This is a genomic window from Streptomyces sp. NPDC043176, from assembly GCF_056436715.1.
Genome location: NZ_JBWKCA010000015.1, coordinates 172,490 through 190,206, shown reverse-complemented (window position 1 = coordinate 190,206; position 17,717 = coordinate 172,490). Strand labels below are relative to the sequence as shown.

The 17,717-nt window shown below is 75.4% G+C and carries 7 protein-coding genes; all 7 read left to right on the top strand.

Annotated elements, in window-relative coordinates; translation table 11 throughout:
- Positions 1-277: acyl carrier protein (locus AC067A_RS24455; protein ID WP_479244609.1), on the top strand; the 277-nt coding region annotated here is incomplete at its 5' end.
- Positions 274-1,071: a thioesterase II family protein gene (locus AC067A_RS24450; RefSeq protein ID WP_479244608.1), complete on the top strand. Its 798-nt coding sequence runs from the start codon at positions 274-276 to the stop codon at positions 1,069-1,071. The genes AC067A_RS24455 and AC067A_RS24450, both read left to right, overlap by 4 nt.
- Positions 1,072-1,255: 184 nt before the next feature.
- On the top strand, positions 1,256-2,296 hold the full coding sequence (locus AC067A_RS24445; protein WP_479244607.1) for a TauD/TfdA family dioxygenase: 1,041 nt from the start codon (positions 1,256-1,258) through the stop codon (positions 2,294-2,296).
- Positions 2,297-2,304: 8 nt separating this feature from the next.
- The gene (locus AC067A_RS24440) at positions 2,305-4,179 is read left to right on the top strand and encodes a non-ribosomal peptide synthetase (protein WP_479244606.1); all 1,875 of its coding nucleotides are present in this window, start codon (positions 2,305-2,307) and stop codon (positions 4,177-4,179) included.
- A 79-nt stretch (positions 4,180-4,258) separates the two neighbouring features.
- Positions 4,259-9,961, top strand: a complete 5,703-nt coding sequence (locus AC067A_RS24435; protein ID WP_479244605.1) for a condensation domain-containing protein — start codon at positions 4,259-4,261, stop codon at positions 9,959-9,961.
- A gap of 334 nt (positions 9,962-10,295) precedes the next feature.
- On the top strand, positions 10,296-17,456 hold the full coding sequence (locus AC067A_RS24430; RefSeq protein ID WP_479244604.1) for an amino acid adenylation domain-containing protein: 7,161 nt from the start codon (positions 10,296-10,298) through the stop codon (positions 17,454-17,456).
- The gene (locus AC067A_RS24425) at positions 17,453-17,668 is read left to right on the top strand and encodes an MbtH family protein (protein ID WP_479244603.1); all 216 of its coding nucleotides are present in this window, start codon (positions 17,453-17,455) and stop codon (positions 17,666-17,668) included. The genes AC067A_RS24430 and AC067A_RS24425 overlap by 4 nt, the downstream gene beginning before the upstream one ends.
- Positions 17,669-17,717 lie beyond the last annotated feature (49 nt).

The window sequence follows — 17,717 nt, the reverse complement described above, 5'->3', positions numbered from 1 at the left end:
GACCGTCCTCGACCTCTTCACCCGCACCCTCGACACCGACACCGCCCTCACCATCGACGACGACTTCTTCCACCACGGCGGCCACTCCCTCCTCGGAGCCCGCCTCACCAACCACATCGCCGGCGCCCTGGACGTGCGACTCACCGTCCGCGACGTCTTCCAGCACCCCACCCCGGCCCGGCTCGCCGCGCACATCGAAGCCCTCAGGACCGCTCCGGCCCGGAAGGCGCGTCCCGCCCTCCGCCGCCGCAACGAAACGGATCGGATCAGCTCATGAGCACCCACTCCACCTCCGACTTCACCCCCGCGCCCGAGGACGTCGTCTGGGACCTGCCGGGCGACGCCCCGCACCGCATGTCCCTGCTGGTCCTGCCCCACGCCGGCGGCAACGCCCATGCCTACAGCGTCTGGCGCGAGCACCTCCCGGCCGACGTCCGGCTGCTCATCGGCCAGTACCCGGGCCGCGGTGCCCGCTACTGCGAGGACCTCCCCGGCTCCGTCGACGACCTCGCCCTCCCCGTCGTGGACGCCCTCCCCGGAGACACCGGCCCGCTGGTCGTCCTCGGCCACAGCATGGGCTCGCTCGTCGCCTTCGAGGTGGTCCGGGCGCTCCAGGCCGCCGGCAGCACCCCGCTCGGCCTCGTCGCCTCCGCCTGCCGGGCGCCCGTCCTGCCCAACCAGGCCCCCGTCCACCCCGAGCGGCTCGACGACGACGAGCTGGTCGCCTCCATCAAGGAGCGCGGCGGCACCGACGACGGCATCCTCGACGACCCCGAGCTCCGCGAGATCGTCCTGCCGTCCATCCGCGCCGACTTCGCCATCGACGACGCCTACCGGTGCACCGCCCCCGACGTGCGGCTCGCCTGCCCGGTGGCCGTCTTCGGCGGCGACGCCGACCCGATCGTGCCGGTCGACCTGCTCGACGGCTGGTCGCACGTCGCCGGGAACGACGTCGTCCCCGTGGTGCTGCCCGGCGACCACTTCTACTTCCAGCAGGACCTGCCCGGCTTCTTCGCCCGCCTCAACCCGGCCCTGCGGTCCCTCCAGGGCGCGCCCGCCACCGCCGCCTGACCCCGCCGGGAACTCCCGTACCCCGCGCTGCCTGTACGTCCGCGCCTCGGTCCGTAGGTGCGCACCCGTACGCGGCCCGCGCCGCCCCTACGTCCGCACCCGCCCGTACCCGCGCCGCCCGTGCGCACCCCGCGCCGCCCGTACGTCCACACCCGTACGCACCCGTGAAGCAGAGGAACCCGCCATGACCACCTTCGCCCCGAACCCGGCCACCGCCACGGACGGCATCACCGTCGTCCGCGAGCCCGGCAAGCCCGCCGTCGTCCAGGTGCCCCGCCACGGGACGATGGCCGAGGCCACCGCCTGGCTCACCGCCCGGCGCGCCGACATCCAGGCCGAACTGCACCGCTCCGGCGCCGTCATGCTCCGCGGCCTCCCGGTCACCGACGCGGCGAGCTTCGCCGAGGCCCGTGACGCGCTGATCGCCACCCGCGCCGGCTACAAGGAGAAGGCCACCCCGCGCACCGACTTCGGCGAGGGCGTCTTCTCCTCCACCGATCTGCCGGCGATCCAGCCGATCCGCCTGCACAACGAGAACAGCTACACCCTGGACTTCCCGGGCGTCCTGCTCTTCGGCTGCGTCACCGCCCCCGAGACGGGCGGCGCCACCACCGTCGGCGACATGCGGCGCGCCCTCGACCTCCTCCCGGCTGAGCTCGTCGCCCGCTTCGCAGAGGCCGGCTGGCTCCTCGTCCGCAACTACTCCGACCTCGCGGGCATGCCCTGGCGCAAGGCCTTCTCCTCGGAGGAGCCGGCCGGTGCCGAGGAGTACTGCGACGAGCACGCCATCGGCTACGAGTGGCTCGACGAGGACACCCTGCGCACCCGCCAGCTCCGCTCCGCCGTCATCACCCACCCGGTGACCGGCGAGCGCGTCTGGTTCAACCACTTCGCCTTCTGGAACGCCCGCAGCCTCGACGAGGACGTCCGCGAGGTCCTCACCGAGACCTTCGGCGCCGACGGCCTCCCCTTCGACACCCGCCTCGGTGACGGCACCGCCCTGACCGACGCCGAGGTCGACGCCATCAACGACGCCTACCAGGCCGTCACCGTCCGCGAGACCTGGCAGGACGGCGACCTGATGCTCGTCGACAACATCCTCTGCGCGCACGGCCGTGAGGCGTACACCGGCGCCCGCAAGATCCTCGTCGCCATGGGCGAGCCGGTGCCGCTCGCCGACTGCGCCCCGACCGTCGCCCCCTCCGCCACCCCGTACGGAATGTGAGCCCCGCCATGACCGCCGTCCTCCCCGAGCCCGTCACCGCCGCCGCGGGCTCCGCCGCCACGACGCCCGCCCCGGCCGCCGGACCCGCCGACTGCTCCTGCGCCGCCTGCGCCACGGGCACCGGCCACGCCGACCTCCTCGCCCGGCTCGCCACCGCCCCCGGCGGCCGCACGGCGGTGGTCGCCGCCGACCGCAGCCTCACCTTCGACGAGCTGCGCGCCGAGGCCGCAGCCGTCGCCGCCCGCCTCACCGCCCTCGGCGCCGGACCCGAGAGCGTCGTCGCGCTCTGCCTGCCGCGCGGCGCCGGGCTCGTCACCGCCCTCGTCGGCACGCTCACCGCGGGCGCCGCCTACCTGCCGGTCGATCCGGCGCTCCCGGCCGACCGCCGCCGCTACCTCCTGGAGGACTCCGGCGCCGACCTGGTGGTCCTCGACGCCCCGGGCGAGTCCCCGGCGCCGGGCGCCCGCACCGTCACCCTCGCCGACCTGACGGCGAACCCCGCCGCGGACGCCCCCTATCTGCCGGCGCCGGTGACCGCCGACACCCTGGCCTACGTCATCTACACCTCCGGCTCCACCGGCCGCCCCAAGGGCGTCGAGATCGGCCGGGGCGCCGCCTCGCTGCTCCTCGCTGAGCTGGAGGGCGTCGGCGCCGCCACCGGCGAGGCCCGCCGCGTCGGCTGGAACGCCTCCCCGTCCTTCGACGCCTCCGTGCAGCAGTGGGTACGGCTCTGCCGGGGCGACACCCTGGTCATGATCGACGAGGAGACCCGCCGCGACCCGTCCCTCCTGGCCGCCTTCATCGACGCGCAGGGCCTCACCGACCTCGACATCACCCCCTCCCACGCCGACCCGCTGCTCGACCTGATCACCCCCGACGGCGGCCCCCGCCCGCTGACCCTGCTCGTCGGCGGCGAGGCCATCAGCCCGGCCCTGTGGGACCGCCTGGCCGCCGCCCACGCCTCCGGCCTGCTGCGCGCCCTCAACGTGTACGGCCCGACCGAGACCACCGTCGACGCCACCGCCGGCTGGATCGACCGGCCCGGCGAGGCGCACATCGGCGCCGTCCTGCCCGGCCTGCGGATGCGCCTCCTCGACGAGAAGCTGACCCCGGTCGCGGCGGGCGAGGCCGGCGAGCTGTACCTCGCCGGACCGCGCGTGGCCCGCGGCTACCGCAACCGGCCCGTGCTCACCGCCGAGCGCTTCCTCGCCGACCCCGCCGCCGACGCGGCCCACGGCGACCGCATGTACCGCACGGGCGACCGCTGCCGCCTCCTCCCGGACGGCCGGCTCGTCTACCTCGGCCGCGCCGACGGCCAGATCAAGCTGCGCGGCCACCGCATCGAACTCCCCGAGATCGAGACGGCCCTCACCCGCCAGGCCGGTGTCGCCGAAGCCGCCGTCGTCCTCGGCGAGGACGCCTCCGGCAGCCCCGCCCTGATCGCCTACCACCGCGGCGGCGACCCCGAGGCCCTCCGCGCCGGCCTCGCGGCCACCCTCCCCGCGTACATGCTGCCCGCGGCCTTCGTCCCGGTGGAACGCTTCGCCACCACCCCCAGCGGCAAGCTGGACCGCTCCGTCCTGCCGACGCGCGTCGAGGCGGCCCCCGGAACACCGGAGGGCACCGCCCCGGACACGGGCCTGGAAGGCCGTGCCGAGGAGCTCATCGGCCGCGTGTGGAAGGAGGTCCTGGGTGCCGCGTCCATCGGCCCCGACGACAACTTCTTCAAGCTCGGCGGCCACTCCCTGCTCGCCATCAAGCTGGTCTCCCGGGTCCGCGCCGAACTCTCCGTCGCCCTGCCGGTCAAGGCCGTCTACGCCAACCCGCGGCTGCGGGACCTCGCCGCCCGCATCGAGGAACTGACGGCCGCGCGGGACGCCTGATCGCCGGCTCGACCGGCGCGCCCCGCCCTCCACCACCGGCCCATCCCACCCGTTCCGCCGTCCACGAGGAGCAGCAACCGTGATCCCCCTGTCCTATGCCCAGCGTCGGCTGTGGTTCCTGAACCGTCTGGAGGGCTCTTCGGCGGCCTACAACGCCCCGGTGGTCCTCCGGCTCTCCGGGCGGCTCGTGGTCTCGGTGGTCGAGGCGGCGCTGCGGGACGTGGTGGAGCGGCACGAGGTGCTGCGGACGGTGTACCCGGCGGTGGACGGGGAGCCGTACCAGGAGATCGTGGCGGATCCGGTGGTGCCGGTGGAGGTCGTCGTCCTGGCGGCCGGCGAGGTCGACGCCCGGGTGACCGAGTTCGCGCGGACCCCGATCGACATCACCCGCGAACTTCCCCTGTGCGTCCGCCTCTTCGAGGTGGACGGCGACACCGGCGGCGGCACCGTGGGCGAGATGCTCGGCGACGCCGGCAGCGCGGCGGGCGACGGAAGCGCCGTCCTGGTGCTGTCCGTGCACCACATCGCCACCGACGGATGGTCCGTGGGCTGCCTCCTGCGCGACCTCGACACCGCCTGCACGGCCCGCGCCGAGGGCCGGGCGCCGCGGTGGGAGCCGCTGCCGGTCCAGTACGCCGACTACGCCCTCTGGCAGCACGACATGCTCGGCGACCCCGCCGACCCCGAGAGCACCGCCCACGAGCAGCTCGCCCACTGGCGCGACGCGCTGGCGGGCATTCCCGACGAGACCCGGCTTCCCGCCGACCGCCCCCGCACCGCCGAACCCGGCCACGAGGGCGCCGCGGTGACGGCCGAGCTCGACGCCGGGGTGCACCGGGCGCTGGCCGGTGTCGCCAAGGAGCAGCGGGCCACCTTCTTCATGGTCGTGCGGGCCGCGCTGGCGCTCGCCCTTCGGGCCGCCGGAGCCGGATCCGACCTCGTCGTGGGGACGCCGGTGGCGGGCCGCCCCGAGGAGGACCTGCACGAGCTGGTCGGCTTCTTCGTCAACACGCTCGCCCTGCGCACCGACCTGTCCGGTGACCCCACCCTCGCCGAGCTGGTCCGCCGGGTCCGGGACGCCGACCTCGCCGCCTTCGCCCACGACGACCTGCCCTTCGACCTGCTCGTGGAGGACCTCAACCCCGAGCGCTCCCTCGGCCGTCACCCCTTCTTCCAGGTCATGGTCAGCGCCCAGGCCCAGCAGAAGAAGGACCTGCGACTCGGCGGCATCCCCGCCACCCTCGTGGAAGCCGACCTGGCCACCGCCAAGTTCGACCTCAGCTTCCACTGCCTGGAGCGCAGCGACGCCGCCGGGGAACCCGAGGGCCTCACGCTCGTGCTCCAGTACGCCACCGAGCGGTACGACGAGCCCACCGCCCACCTCCTCCTCGGCCTCTTCGGCCGGGCGCTCACCACGCTCGCCGAACGGCCGGAGCACACCCGGCTCAGCGAGATCGCCCTGCCGACGGAGGACGAGCGCACCGGGCTCGACCGCCGCCACCGGGCCCTCGCCGACGCCGCCACGGCGGAGCGGGCCAGGGCGGAGGCCGAGGCCCGCCGGCTGCGGGGCGACGGCGGCCGGGCGGGAAACGCCGGTCCCCGGGCCGCCGACCCCCGGGTGGAGATCCTGCGCGGTCTGTTCGCCGAGGTCCTGGGCCGGGACGAGGTGTCGGCGGGGGACAACTTCTTCAAGCTGGGCGGACATTCGCTGCTCGCGGGCAAGCTGTCCAACCGGATCCGCGGAGCCCTCGGGCTCCAGGCCGCGATCAAGGACGTGTTCCTCGCGCCGACCCCGGGGCAGCTGCTGCGCCGGATCAGCGAGCGGATCGCCGGCCCTGCCAGGCCGGCGCTCCGCCCCGTACCGGAAGAGGAGCGTCCCGCCCGGATCCCGCTCTCCTATGCCCAGCGTCGGCTGTGGTTCCTGAACCGTCTGGAGGGCTCCTCGGCGGCCTACAACGCCCCGGTGGTCCTCCGGCTCTCCGGGCGGCTCGTGGTCTCGGTGGTCGAGGCGGCGCTGCGGGACGTGGTGGAGCGGCACGAGGTGCTGCGGACGGTGTACCCGGCGGTAGACGGGGAGCCGTACCAGGAGATCGTGGCGGATCCGGTGGTGCCGGTGGAGGTCGTCGTCCTGGCGGCCGGCGAGGTCGACGCCCGGGTGACCGAGTTCGCGCGGACCCCGATCGACATCACCCGCGAACTTCCCCTGCGCGTCAGCCTCTTCGAGAGCGCCGGCGAAGGCGCGGACGGCACCGTCCTCGTGCTCTCGGTCCACCACATCGCCACCGACGGATGGTCGATCGCCGGCCTCCTCGGCGACCTCGACACCGCCTACACCGCCCGCGCCGAGGGCCGGGCGCCACGGTGGGAGCCGCTGCCCGTCCAGTACACCGACTACACCCTCTGGCAGCGCGAGCTGCTCGACGGCGCACACGGCCTCAAAGCACCGCAGTTGGCGTACTGGCGGAAGGCGCTGGACGGCATCCCCGGCGAGACCCGGCTTCCCGCCGACCGGCCCAGGCCCACCGAGCCGAGCAACCGGGGCGCCGTCGTCACGGCCGAGCTCGACCCGGCGGCCCACCGGGCGCTGGTCGGTGTCGCCAAGGAGCAGCGGGCCACCTTCTTCATGGTCGTGCGGGCCGCGCTGGCGCTCGCCCTGCGGGCCGCCGGAGCCGGATCCGACCTCGTCGTCGGCACCCCCGTCGCCGGACGGTCGGAAGAAGCACTCCACGACCTCGTCGGCTTCTTCGTCAACACGCTCGCCCTGCGCACCGACCTGTCCGGTGACCCCACCCTCGCCGAGCTGGTCCGCCGGGTCCGGGACGCCGACCTCGCCGCCTTCGCCCACGACGACCTGCCCTTCGACCTCCTCGTGGAGGACCTCAACCCCGAGCGCTCCCTCGGCCGCCACCCCTTCTTCCAGGTCATGGTCAGCGCCCAGGACGTCGAAGGCGACAGCGCGGTCACCCTCGGCCGGATACCGGGCACGCTCGACGGCGCCGACCTCGGCAGCGCCAAGTTCGACCTCGCCTTCCACTGCACCGGCACCCAGGAGGCCGACGGCGAGGCCGGACCGCTGCTCGTTGGGCTCCAGTACGCCACCGACCTCTACGACGAGGCCACCGCCCGGCTCCTGCTCGGGCTCTTCCACCGCGCCCTCGCCGCCTTCGCCCGCGAGGACGGCGACACGCCGCTGAGCGCGGTGCCGTGGGCGACCGACGAGGAGCGGCTGGCCCTCGACGCCCGCCACGAGGCCCTCGCCCGGACGGCCGCGACCGCGCCCCCGACGGGCGACCGGCAGCGGGGCAGCGGCACCGGGACGGCGACCGCCGACCCCCGGGAGGAGATCCTGCGCGGTCTGTTCGCCGAGGTCCTGGGACGGGACGAGGTGTCGGCGGGGGACAACTTCTTCAAGCTGGGCGGACATTCACTGCTCGCGGGCAAGCTGTCCAACCGAATCCGCGGAGCCCTCGGGCTCCAGGCCGCGATCAAGGACGTGTTCCTCGCACCGACCCCGGGGCAGCTGCTGCGCCGGCTCGACGAGCGGGGCGGCGGTCCCGCCCGGCCCGCACTCCGCCCCGTACCGGAAGCCCTGCGCCCCGCCCGGATCCCGCTCTCCTACGCCCAGCGCCGCCTGTGGTTCGTGAACCGGCTCGAAGGCCCCTCCGCCACCTACAACATTCCCGTCGTCACCCGGCTGCGGCGCCCCGTCGAGCCCACCCGGCTCGCCGCCGCCCTCGCCGACGTCGCCGCCCGCCACGAGGTGCTCCGCACCGTCTACCGGGTGGCGGACGGAGAGCCGTACCAGCTGGTGCTCGACGACGCCCGCCCCGTACTCGACCGGATCCTGGCCACCGGTGAGACGGAGGTCCGGTCGGCCGTCGACAGCGCCGTCGGGCACGTCTTCGACCTCGCCGGCGAACTCCCCTTCCGCGCCACGCTCGTCACCGGCGACGACGGGCAGCAGACCCTGGTGCTGCTGACCCACCACATCGCCGGCGACGGATGGTCCACGCCCTGCCTGCTCGCCGACCTCGACACCGCCTACCGTGCCCGCGCCGAGGGCCGGGCGCCGCGGTGGGAACCGCTGCCCGTCCAGTACACCGACTACACCCTCTGGCAGCACGAACTCCTCGACGGCGCACACGGCCTCGCCGAGGCGCAGCTCGCCCACTGGCGCACCGCCCTCGCCGGACTGCCGCCGCTCATCGCGCTCCCCACCGACCGCCCCCGCCCCCTGGAGAGCGACGGCGCCGGAGCCCTCACCGGCTTCGAGGTCTCCGCCGCCACCCACCGGGCCCTGCTCCGCTGCGCCCGCGCCCAGGGCGCCACCCTCTTCATGGTGGTCCAGGCCGCCCTCGCCGTGCTCCTCGGCCGCCACGGCGCCGGGACCGACGTGGCCCTCGGCACCACCGTCGCCGGACGCGCCGACGACGCCCTCCACCCGCTCGTCGGCTTCTTCGTCAACACGCTGGTGCTGCGCACCGACACCTCGGGCGACCCCGCCTTCGCCGAGCTGGTCCGGCGGGTCCGCGAGGCCGGTCTCGCCGCCTACGGCAACCAGGACCTGCCCTTCGACCGGCTCGTCGAGGACCTGAGCCCGCAGCGGTCCGCCGCGCACGCACCGCTCGTGCAGGTCATGCTCCAGGTCCACGCCGCCACCCCGGCAGCGCCGTCAGGGGCGCCGGGTGCGGCCGAGCCGTCGGCGCTCGAAGGCGAGCCGGTCGGCTTCCGGGGGACCGGAGCCAAGAGCGACCTCACCTTCGCGCTGACCGAGCGCACCGACGCCGACGGCACGCCCACCGGCCTCGCCGGCGCCCTGGAGTACGCCACCGCCCTCTACGACGAGGAGACCGCCCGGCTCCTGGCCCGGCGCCTCGTCGAGACGCTCGACGCCTTCGCCGCCGACCCCGGACTCACGCTGTCCGCACCGGAGTACGCCGCACCGGAGCACGCCGCGCCCGCGCCGCTCGCTGCCGGGACCGTCCTCGACGAACGCGGCCGCCGGGCGCCGGCGCGGGTGCCGGGCGAGGTGTACGAGCCGATCCCCGGCGGGGGGCTGCGAGCCACCGGCCGGAGGGCGTACGCCACCGCCGACGGCACCCTCCGTGCGGTCGCCACCCTCACCGTCGCCGGATATCCCGTCGAGCCCGGCCGCGTGGAGGACGTCCTCCTCGGCCACCCGGCCGTGACCGGCGCGGTCGTGGAGGTCCGCGACGACCGCCTGTACGCCACCGTCACCCGGGCCGCCGGTGCGCGGGCCGGCGGGGAGGAACTGCGCGACTGGGCCGCCGAGCGGCTGCCCGAGTACCTCGCGCCGGCCCGGATCGAGATCGCCGGCCACCCGTCCTCCGCGCGCCCGGCATCCGGCGCCGAGGGCCCGGCGGCCGCCGTACCGCAGGCCGCCCCCGAGGCGGACGCCTCCACCACGGCGCGGGAGGAGAGACTGCTCGGGCTCTTCCGCGACGTGCTCGGCGGGCGGCCCCTCGGCAGCCACGACAACTTCTTCAAGAACGGCGGCCACTCGCTCCTCGCGGTCCGCCTCCTCAACCGCATCCGCGGCGAGTTCGGGCAGGACCTCACCCTCAGGGACGTCTTCCGCAACCCCACCGCCGCCTCCCTCGCCCGCCGCCTCGCCGCCACCGCCTCCGACGCGACCCCGTCCCGCCCGGACCCGAAGGACCCCACGTCCCCCAAGCCCCCCGTGCCGACCCCGGGGCGACCCGCCCCGGCCGCCCCCGCCCTCAAGCGCCGCACCCGAGCCGGCAGCCGCCAGGGCCGCTGACCCGGGGCCCACGAGGCCCATCGCCCCCGGCCGTACCAAGCCACCCCACCCTTCCGGAGCCCACGAGGCCCCCGCCCCGCCCACCCCCCCCGCCCACCCCCCCGGCCGCACCAGGCCGCTCACTCCTCCCGGGCCCACGAGGCCCGGCGACACCGGGGTCCACCCACCCCGTGGCATCCCCGCGCACCGGCAGCTCCGGGCGGCACTTCTGCCGCCCGGAGCTGCCGCGTCTACTGCCCCGGGGGCGCACCGGGCGCACCTAGCGTGGACGGCACGGAGGCGAGAGGAACCGTTCGCCCCGGTCTCTCGGCCCCAGTCACCGGAGGAAGCCAGCATGGCCCCCAGCAGAACGGACGACCTGCTCGACGGCGGACCCTCTCCCGCCCCCGCCCCGCCCGTGCTCGACCTGATCGCCGGGCAGGAGCGCACCCGTCCCGACGCGGTCGCCCTCGTCCACGCCGACGCCCGGCTGACGTACGCCGAGCTCGGCGCCGCCGTCCGCGAGCGGGCCGCCGTGCTCGCCGCCGCGGGGGCCGGTCCCGGCCGGCTCGTCGCCCTGCACCGGCCGCGCGGCGTCGACGCGATCGTCGGCCTGCTCGCGGTCCTCGCCACGGGCGCCGCCTACCTGCCGCTCGACGTCCAGGCGCCCGACGCCCGCAACGCGGCCATCCTCGACGACGCCTGCGGCGCGGACGCGCCCGCCCCGTCCGAGGTGGCCCGCCACGGCGAACTGGTCCTCGGCGGACCCGGCGCCGACGCGGGCGCCGCGTACGTCATCTACACGTCCGGCTCCACCGGCGTCCCCAACGGCGTCGTCGTCGCCCACGACTCCCTCGCCCACTTCATCGCCGGCGCCGTCCCCGCCTACGGCATCGACGCCGACTCGGTCGTCCTCCAGTTCAGCCCGCTGCACTTCGACGCCAGCGTCCAGGAGGTCTTCGCGACCCTCGGCGCGGGCGGCACCCTCGTCCTGCGCACCGACGACATGCTCGACGTCGCGGAGCTCCTCGCCGGATGCGCCCGGCACGGCGTCACCCTGCTCGACCTGCCCGCCGCCTACTGGCACGAGCTGGTGTACGTCCTCACCACCGGTTCCGTCCGCCTCCCGGACTGCCTGCGGACCGTCATCATCTACGGCGAGGCCGCCCTCCCCGACCGGATCGGCCAGTGGCGCGGCCTCGTCGGCGACTCCGTACGGCTCCTCAACGCGTACGGGCCGACCGAGACGACCGTCGTCGCCACCGTCGCCGACCTCACCCGGCACGAGGCCGGACCGGTGCCGATCGGGCGCCCGCTGCCCGGCGTGCGGGCCGCGATCGTCGGCGGCGAGCTGTGGCTCCTCGGCGGCGGCCTCACCCGGGGCTATCTGCACCGGCCCGAGCTGAACGCCCGCCGCTTCACCGAGCTCGACGGCGAACGCGCCTACCGCACCGGCGATCTCGTCACGCTCGGCGAGGACCGGCAGATCCTCTACCACGGGCGCCTCGACGACGAGGTGAAGATCGGCGGCCAGCGCATCGACCCCGCCGCCGTCGACTCCGTCCTCGCCGGCCACCCCGCCGTCCGGGAGGCGGCCGTCGTCGCCCAGCAGGACTCCGACGGCGTCAAGCGGCTCGTCGCCTTCGTCGTCACCGACGGCGGCACCGGTGCCGAGGAACTGCGCACCCACGTGCGGGACCGGATGCCCGCGGCGGCCGTCCCCACCGTCTCCGTCGTCGTCGCCCTGCCCCGCACCAGCTCCGGCAAGATCAACCGCAAGGTGCTGCGGACCACCGACCCCCGGCTGCCCGTCGTCCACGAGGAGCCGCTGCCCGCCGAGGACCGGGTCCCGCTCTCGCACGCCCAGCGGCGCCTGTGGCTGCTCGACCAGCTCGACGGACCGTCCGGCGCCTACAACATGCCGATCGTCCTGCACCTCGACACGGCTCCCGACCGGGCCGCGCTCGCCGCCGCCGTCGCCGACCTCACCGAACGGCACGAGGTGCTCCGCACCGTCTTCCTCGCCCCCGAGGAGGAGCCGTACCAGCACATCCTCGCCCCCACCGCCGTACGGCTCCGCACGGTCGAAGCCCCCTCGGCGGAACTCCCGGACCTGATCGCCCGGTTCACCGCCGAGACCTTCGACCTCTCCCGCGAACTGCCCCTGCGCGTCGCCCTGTTCCTCCCCGAGGACGAGACCTCCGGGGCCACCCTCGCGGTGCTGCTCCACCACGTGGCCGGCGACGGCTGGTCCCTCACCCCGCTGATGACCGACCTCGCCCGCGCCTACGCGGCCCGCGCCGGGGGCCGTGCCCCCGAGTGGGAACCGCTGCCCGTCCAGTACGCCGACTACACGCTCTGGCAGCACGACGTCCTCGGCGACGCCGGCGACCCGGACTCCGTCCTCGCCCGGGGACTCGCCCACTGGCGCGTCGCCCTCGCCGGACAGCCCCCGGTCACCTCCCTGCCGCTCGACCGGCCCCGGCCCGCCGTCCGCGACCACGCGGGCGCCATGCTGGAGACCGTTCTCGACGCGGACGTCCACGCCCGCCTCGTCCACCTCGCCGAACAGCACGACGCCAGCCTCCTCATGGTCCTCCAGGCCGCCCTGGGACTGGCCCTGCGCGCCACCGGCGCGGGCGACACCGCCGTCCTCGGCACCCCCGTCGCCGGCCGGGACGACGAGGCCCTCGACGAGCTCGTCGGCTTCTTCGTCAACACCCTCGTCCTGCCGACCGACACCTCGGGCGACCCCGCCTTCACCACGCTCCTCGACCGCGTCCGCGACACCGACCTGGGAGCCTTCGCCCACCAGCGGATCCCCTTCGACCTGCTCGTCGAACACCTCAACCCGCCCCGGCACCCCGGCGTCCACCCCCTCTTCCAGGTGATGCTCACCCTCCGCGCCACCGGACCCGACCAGGGCTCCTTCCCGTTCGGCCCGGTCACCGGCCGGTTCGCCGAGGAGGACGGACCCGCCACCACCAAGTTCGACCTCACCGCCGCCTGCGTCGACACCCGCGACGCCGACGGGGCCCCCGCCGGACTCCGGCTCGGCCTGGAGTACGCCCGCGACGTCTTCGCCGACGAGCAGGTGCCCCGGCTCCTCCTCACCGCCCTCGAACGCGCCCTGCGCACCGCTGCCGCCGACCCCGGCACCGCGGTGCGGGACGAGACCCTCGTCCCCGCCGACGACCGCCGCGCCCTCGACGAGCGCCGTGCCCGCGCGAGCGACACCGAGACGCCCGCCGAGACCGGCGGGCGCGCCGACGACGAGCTCGTCGACACCCTCCGCGCGATGTTCGCCGAGGTCCTCGGGCTCGACCAGGTCGGCCCGCACGAGGGCTTCTTCACCATCGGCGGGCACTCCATGAGCGGCGTCCGCCTCGCCAACCGCGTCCGCGCCCGCCTCGGCGCCGACATCCAGGTCCGCGACCTGCTCCTGGCCCCCACCCCCGAGGCCCTCGCCCGCCGCATCACCGCCGCCGACGGAGGCGCGGAGGCGGCCGACGGAGCCCCGGCCGCCCCCGCCCGGCCCCGGCCCGCCCCGCGCGCCGACCGGCCCGACCGCGTCCCCCTCTCCTACGCGCAGCGCAGGCTCTGGTTCATCGACACCCTCGAAGGCCCCAGCGCCTCCTACAACATCCCGCTCGTCCTGCACCCCGCCGAACCCCTCGACGCCGCCGTGCTCGCCGACGCCCTCGCCGACGTCTCCGACCGGCACGAGGTGCTCCGCACCCGCTACCGCGCCGTCGACGGCGAACCCCACCAGGAGATCCTGACCGGCGTCCGGCCCGCACTCGACCACCGCGTCGTCCCCGCCGACCGGCTCGCCGACGCCGTCGCCGAGGCCGCCGGACACGTCTTCGACCTCGCCGAGGAGACCCCGCTGCGGGCCACGCTCCTCAGCCCCGGGGACGGTGTCGCCGACGGGCACGGGCAGGTGGTCGTCCTGCTCGTCCACCACATCGCCGCCGACGGCTGGTCCACCGGACCGCTCCTCGCCGACCTCGCCGGCGCCTACCGGGCCCGCGCCGAGGGCCGCGCCCCCGGCTGGGAGCCGCTGCCCCTCCAGTACGCCGACTACACCCTCTGGCAGCACGACCTCCTCGACGGCCCCGCGGCCGACACCCACCGCGACCACTGGCGCACCACCCTCGCCGGAGCCCCCGCCGCCCTCGAACTGCCCGCCGCCCGTCCCCGGCCCGCCGAGGCGAGCCACCGGGGCGACCGTGCCCCCGTCACCGTCGACGCCGCCACCCACGAAGCGCTGGAGAACCTCGCCCGCGACAGCGGCGCCACCCTCTTCATGGTCCTCCAGGCCGCCCTCGCCGCCGTCCTCACCCGGCACGGCGCGGGCACCGACCTGCCGCTCGCCACCATGACCGCGGGCCGCGACGACGAACTCCTCGGCGGACTCGTCGGCTTCTTCGTCAACACCCTCGTGCTGCGCACCGACACCTCGGGCGACCCCGCCTTCACCGAACTGCTCGAACGGGTCCGGCGCACCGACCTGGCCGCGTACGCCCACCAGGAACTCCCCTTCGACCGGGTCGTCGAGGACCTCAACCCCGTCCGCACCACCGCCCACCACCCGCTCGCGCAGATCGTCGTCCAGCTCCACCACGACTACACGCGCGGCGTCCCCGGTGCGGACACCGCCGCGCGCCTCTTCCGCGAGGACGGGCCCGGACTCCTGAGCACCGTCACCACCAAGTTCGACCTCACCTTCGCGCTCGGCGAGCGGCGCGACGCGGACGGCCGGCCCGCCGGTCTCGTCGGCGGCCTCGAGTACGCCACCGACCTGTTCGACGCCTCCACCGCCGCCCTGCTCGCCGCCCACCTGGAGCGGACCCTGCGCGCCGCCGCCGCCGACCCCGGCGTACGCGTCGGGGAACTGCCCCTGCTCACCGACGCCGACCGCTTCCGGCTCGTCGCCGACTACAACGACACCGCCACCGTCCTGCCCGAACGCGGCACCGTGCACGGGCTCATCGCCCGCCGCGCCGCCCGCACCCCCGACGCGCCCGCCCTCCTCACCGACGACGAGACCCTCACCTACGCCGGTCTCGACGCCCGCGCCGACGCGCTCGCCGCCCGGCTGCGCGCCGCCGGAGTCGGGCGCGGCGACACCGTCGGCGTCCTCCTCGGCCGAGGCGTCCCGCTGGTCGTGACCGCACTCGCCGCCCTCAAGACCGGCGCCGCCTACCTGCCGCTCGACCCCCGGCTGCCCGAGGCGCGGATCCGGCTGATGCTGGAGGACGCCGGGGCCCGCCTCGTCGCCACCGACCGCGACCACACCCCGCCGGAGGGCACGCCCGTGCTGTGCGTCGACGCGGCGGGCGGGCAGGGAGTGCCGGAGGGCGGCGCGAAGACCGCGGACACCGCGGCCTCCGAGGACGACCTCATGTACGTGATGTTCACCTCCGGGTCCACCGGCCGGCCCAAGGGCGTCGGCGTGACCCACCGCAACGTCGTCGAACTGGCCGCCGACCGCGACCTCTCCCTCGGCCCGGACCGGCGCATGCTCGTCCACTCCGCGACCGGCTTCGACGCCTCCGTCTTCGAGATCTGGGCCCCGCTCCTCGGCGGCGGCACCCTCGTCCTGCTCACCGGCGACGGCACCGACCTCGACGAGACCGCCCGCGCCGTCCGCCGCCACGGCGTCACCACCGCGTACTTCACCGTCGGCCTCTTCCACGTCATGGCCGACGAGGGACTCGACACCCTCCGCCTCCTGCGCGAGGTGTGGACCGGCGGCGACGTGGCCTCGCCGGCCGCCGTCCAGCGGGTCCTCACGCACTGCCCGGACACGCTCCTCGTGCACTCCTACGGCCCCACCGAGACCACCTTCGCCTCCCACAACCAGTGGTTCACCACGAAGCCCGGCGAGCGGCGCGTCCTCACCGGAGTCGGACTCCACCTCGGGCGACCCATGGACAACACCCGCAGCCACGTCCTCGACGAGCACCTCCGGCCCGTCCCGCCCGGCGTGCCCGGCGAGCTGTACGTCGCGGGCGGACACGTCGCGCGCGGCTACGTCGGACGCCCCGGCCTCACCGCCGAACGGTTCGTCCCCGACCCCTTCGAGGGCGACGGCAGCCGCATGTACCGCACCGGCGACCGCGTGCTGTGGACGCCCGACGGCGAACTCCGCTTCCTCGGACGGGCCGACGGACAGATCAAGCTCCGGGGCGTGCGCATCGAGCCCGGCGAGGTCGAGCGGGTCCTCGCCGCCCACCCCGCGGTCGGCCAGGCCCTCGCCGTCGTCCGCGAGGACCGGCCCGGCGACAAGAGCCTCGTCGGATACGTGGTCCCCCGCGCGGGCGACGCCGTCACCGAGACCGAACTCCTCGCCGAGGCCCGCGCCCTGCTCCCCGAACACCTGGTGCCGTCGGCGGTCGTCGTCCTCGACGCCCTGCCGCTCACCGTCAACGGCAAGCCCGACCGGGCCGCCCTGCCCGCCCCGCACCGGCCCGCCGCCGACCCCGGCGGCCGCGCTCCGCGCAACGCCCGCGAGGAGGTCCTCTGCGCGCTCTTCGCCGAGATCCTCGACGTCCCCGAAGTCGGCATCGACGACAACTTCTTCACCCTCGGCGGGCACTCCCTGCTCGGCGTCCGCCTCGTCAACCGGATGCGCGGCGTCCTCGGCGTCGAGCGCACGGTCCGCGACCTCTTCCGCTCGCCCACCCCGGCCGGCCTCCTCGACGCGCACGAGGACCCGGGCGCCGGCGGCGACGCCTCCGCCCTCGGAATGCTGCTCCCGCTCAGCACCCGGGGCACCCGCCACCCGCTCTTCTGCGTCCACCCCGGCACCGGCGTCGGCTGGGCCTACGCCGGCCTCGCCCGCCACCTCGGCGACGACCAGCCGCTCTACGCCCTCCAGGCCCGCTCCCTCGGCGACCCCGGCCACCGGCCCGGCAGCGTCGAGGAGATGGCCGACGCCTACCTGGAACGGATCCGCCGCATCCAGCCCTGGGGCCCCTACCGACTGCTCGGCTGGTCCTTCGGCGGCCTCGTCGCGCACAGCGTCGCCGTACGGCTCCGGGAGGCGGGGGAGCGGGTCGAACTCCTCGCGCTCATGGACGTCCACCAGACCGGACCCGGCAGCGTCTCCGTGCTGCCGCCCGAGGAGCGCGCCGCCGCCGAGCCGCCCGCCGACCTCGCCGAGGCGATGGAGCGGATCCGCCGCGAGGATCCCGTCCTCGCCGGCTTCACCGCCTCCGAACTCCGCGCCGTGCTCCGCGCCTCCGAGACCCACGCCGACCTCATGGCCCGGCACGTCCCCGGCGTCGCCGACACCGACCTCCTGTTCTTCACCGCCCGCAGGCCGGCCGAGCCGGAAGGCACCCTCGCCGCCACCTGGATTCCCTTCACCGAAGGAATCATCGAAAACCACACCATCGAATGCGGACATCTCCAGATGGCCGAACCGGAACCACTCGCACACATCGGAAGAATTCTCGCGGAGAAGCTCTCCGCCCTCCATAAGAAGGAAATGAGGACCCAGTCATGAGCGATTCCATCAACCCGTTCGACAACGCCGAGGGCACCTTCCACGTCGTCGTCAACGACGAGGGCCAGCACGCCCTGTGGCCGTCCTTCGCCACCGTCCCGGCCGGTTGGACCAGCGTCTGGGGCCCCGGCGAGCGGGGCGAAGCCCTGGAATTCATCACCGTGAACTGGACGGACATCCGCCCGCGCAGCCTCGTCGCCCAGTACGCCTGACCCTCCCGAGCGCGCCCCCGAAGGCGCCGCGCCCCGCATCCACAGCGGG

Coding starts and splice junctions, on each gene's coding strand:
- AC067A_RS24425 (WP_479244603.1), top strand. CDS start 17,453: ATGAGCGATTCCATCAACCCGTTCGACAACGCCGAGGGCACCTTCCAC.
- AC067A_RS24430 (WP_479244604.1), top strand. CDS start 10,296: ATGGCCCCCAGCAGAACGGACGACCTGCTCGACGGCGGACCCTCTCCC.
- AC067A_RS24450 (WP_479244608.1), top strand. CDS start 274: ATGAGCACCCACTCCACCTCCGACTTCACCCCCGCGCCCGAGGACGTC.
- AC067A_RS24440 (WP_479244606.1), top strand. CDS start 2,305: ATGACCGCCGTCCTCCCCGAGCCCGTCACCGCCGCCGCGGGCTCCGCC.
- AC067A_RS24445 (WP_479244607.1), top strand. CDS start 1,256: ATGACCACCTTCGCCCCGAACCCGGCCACCGCCACGGACGGCATCACC.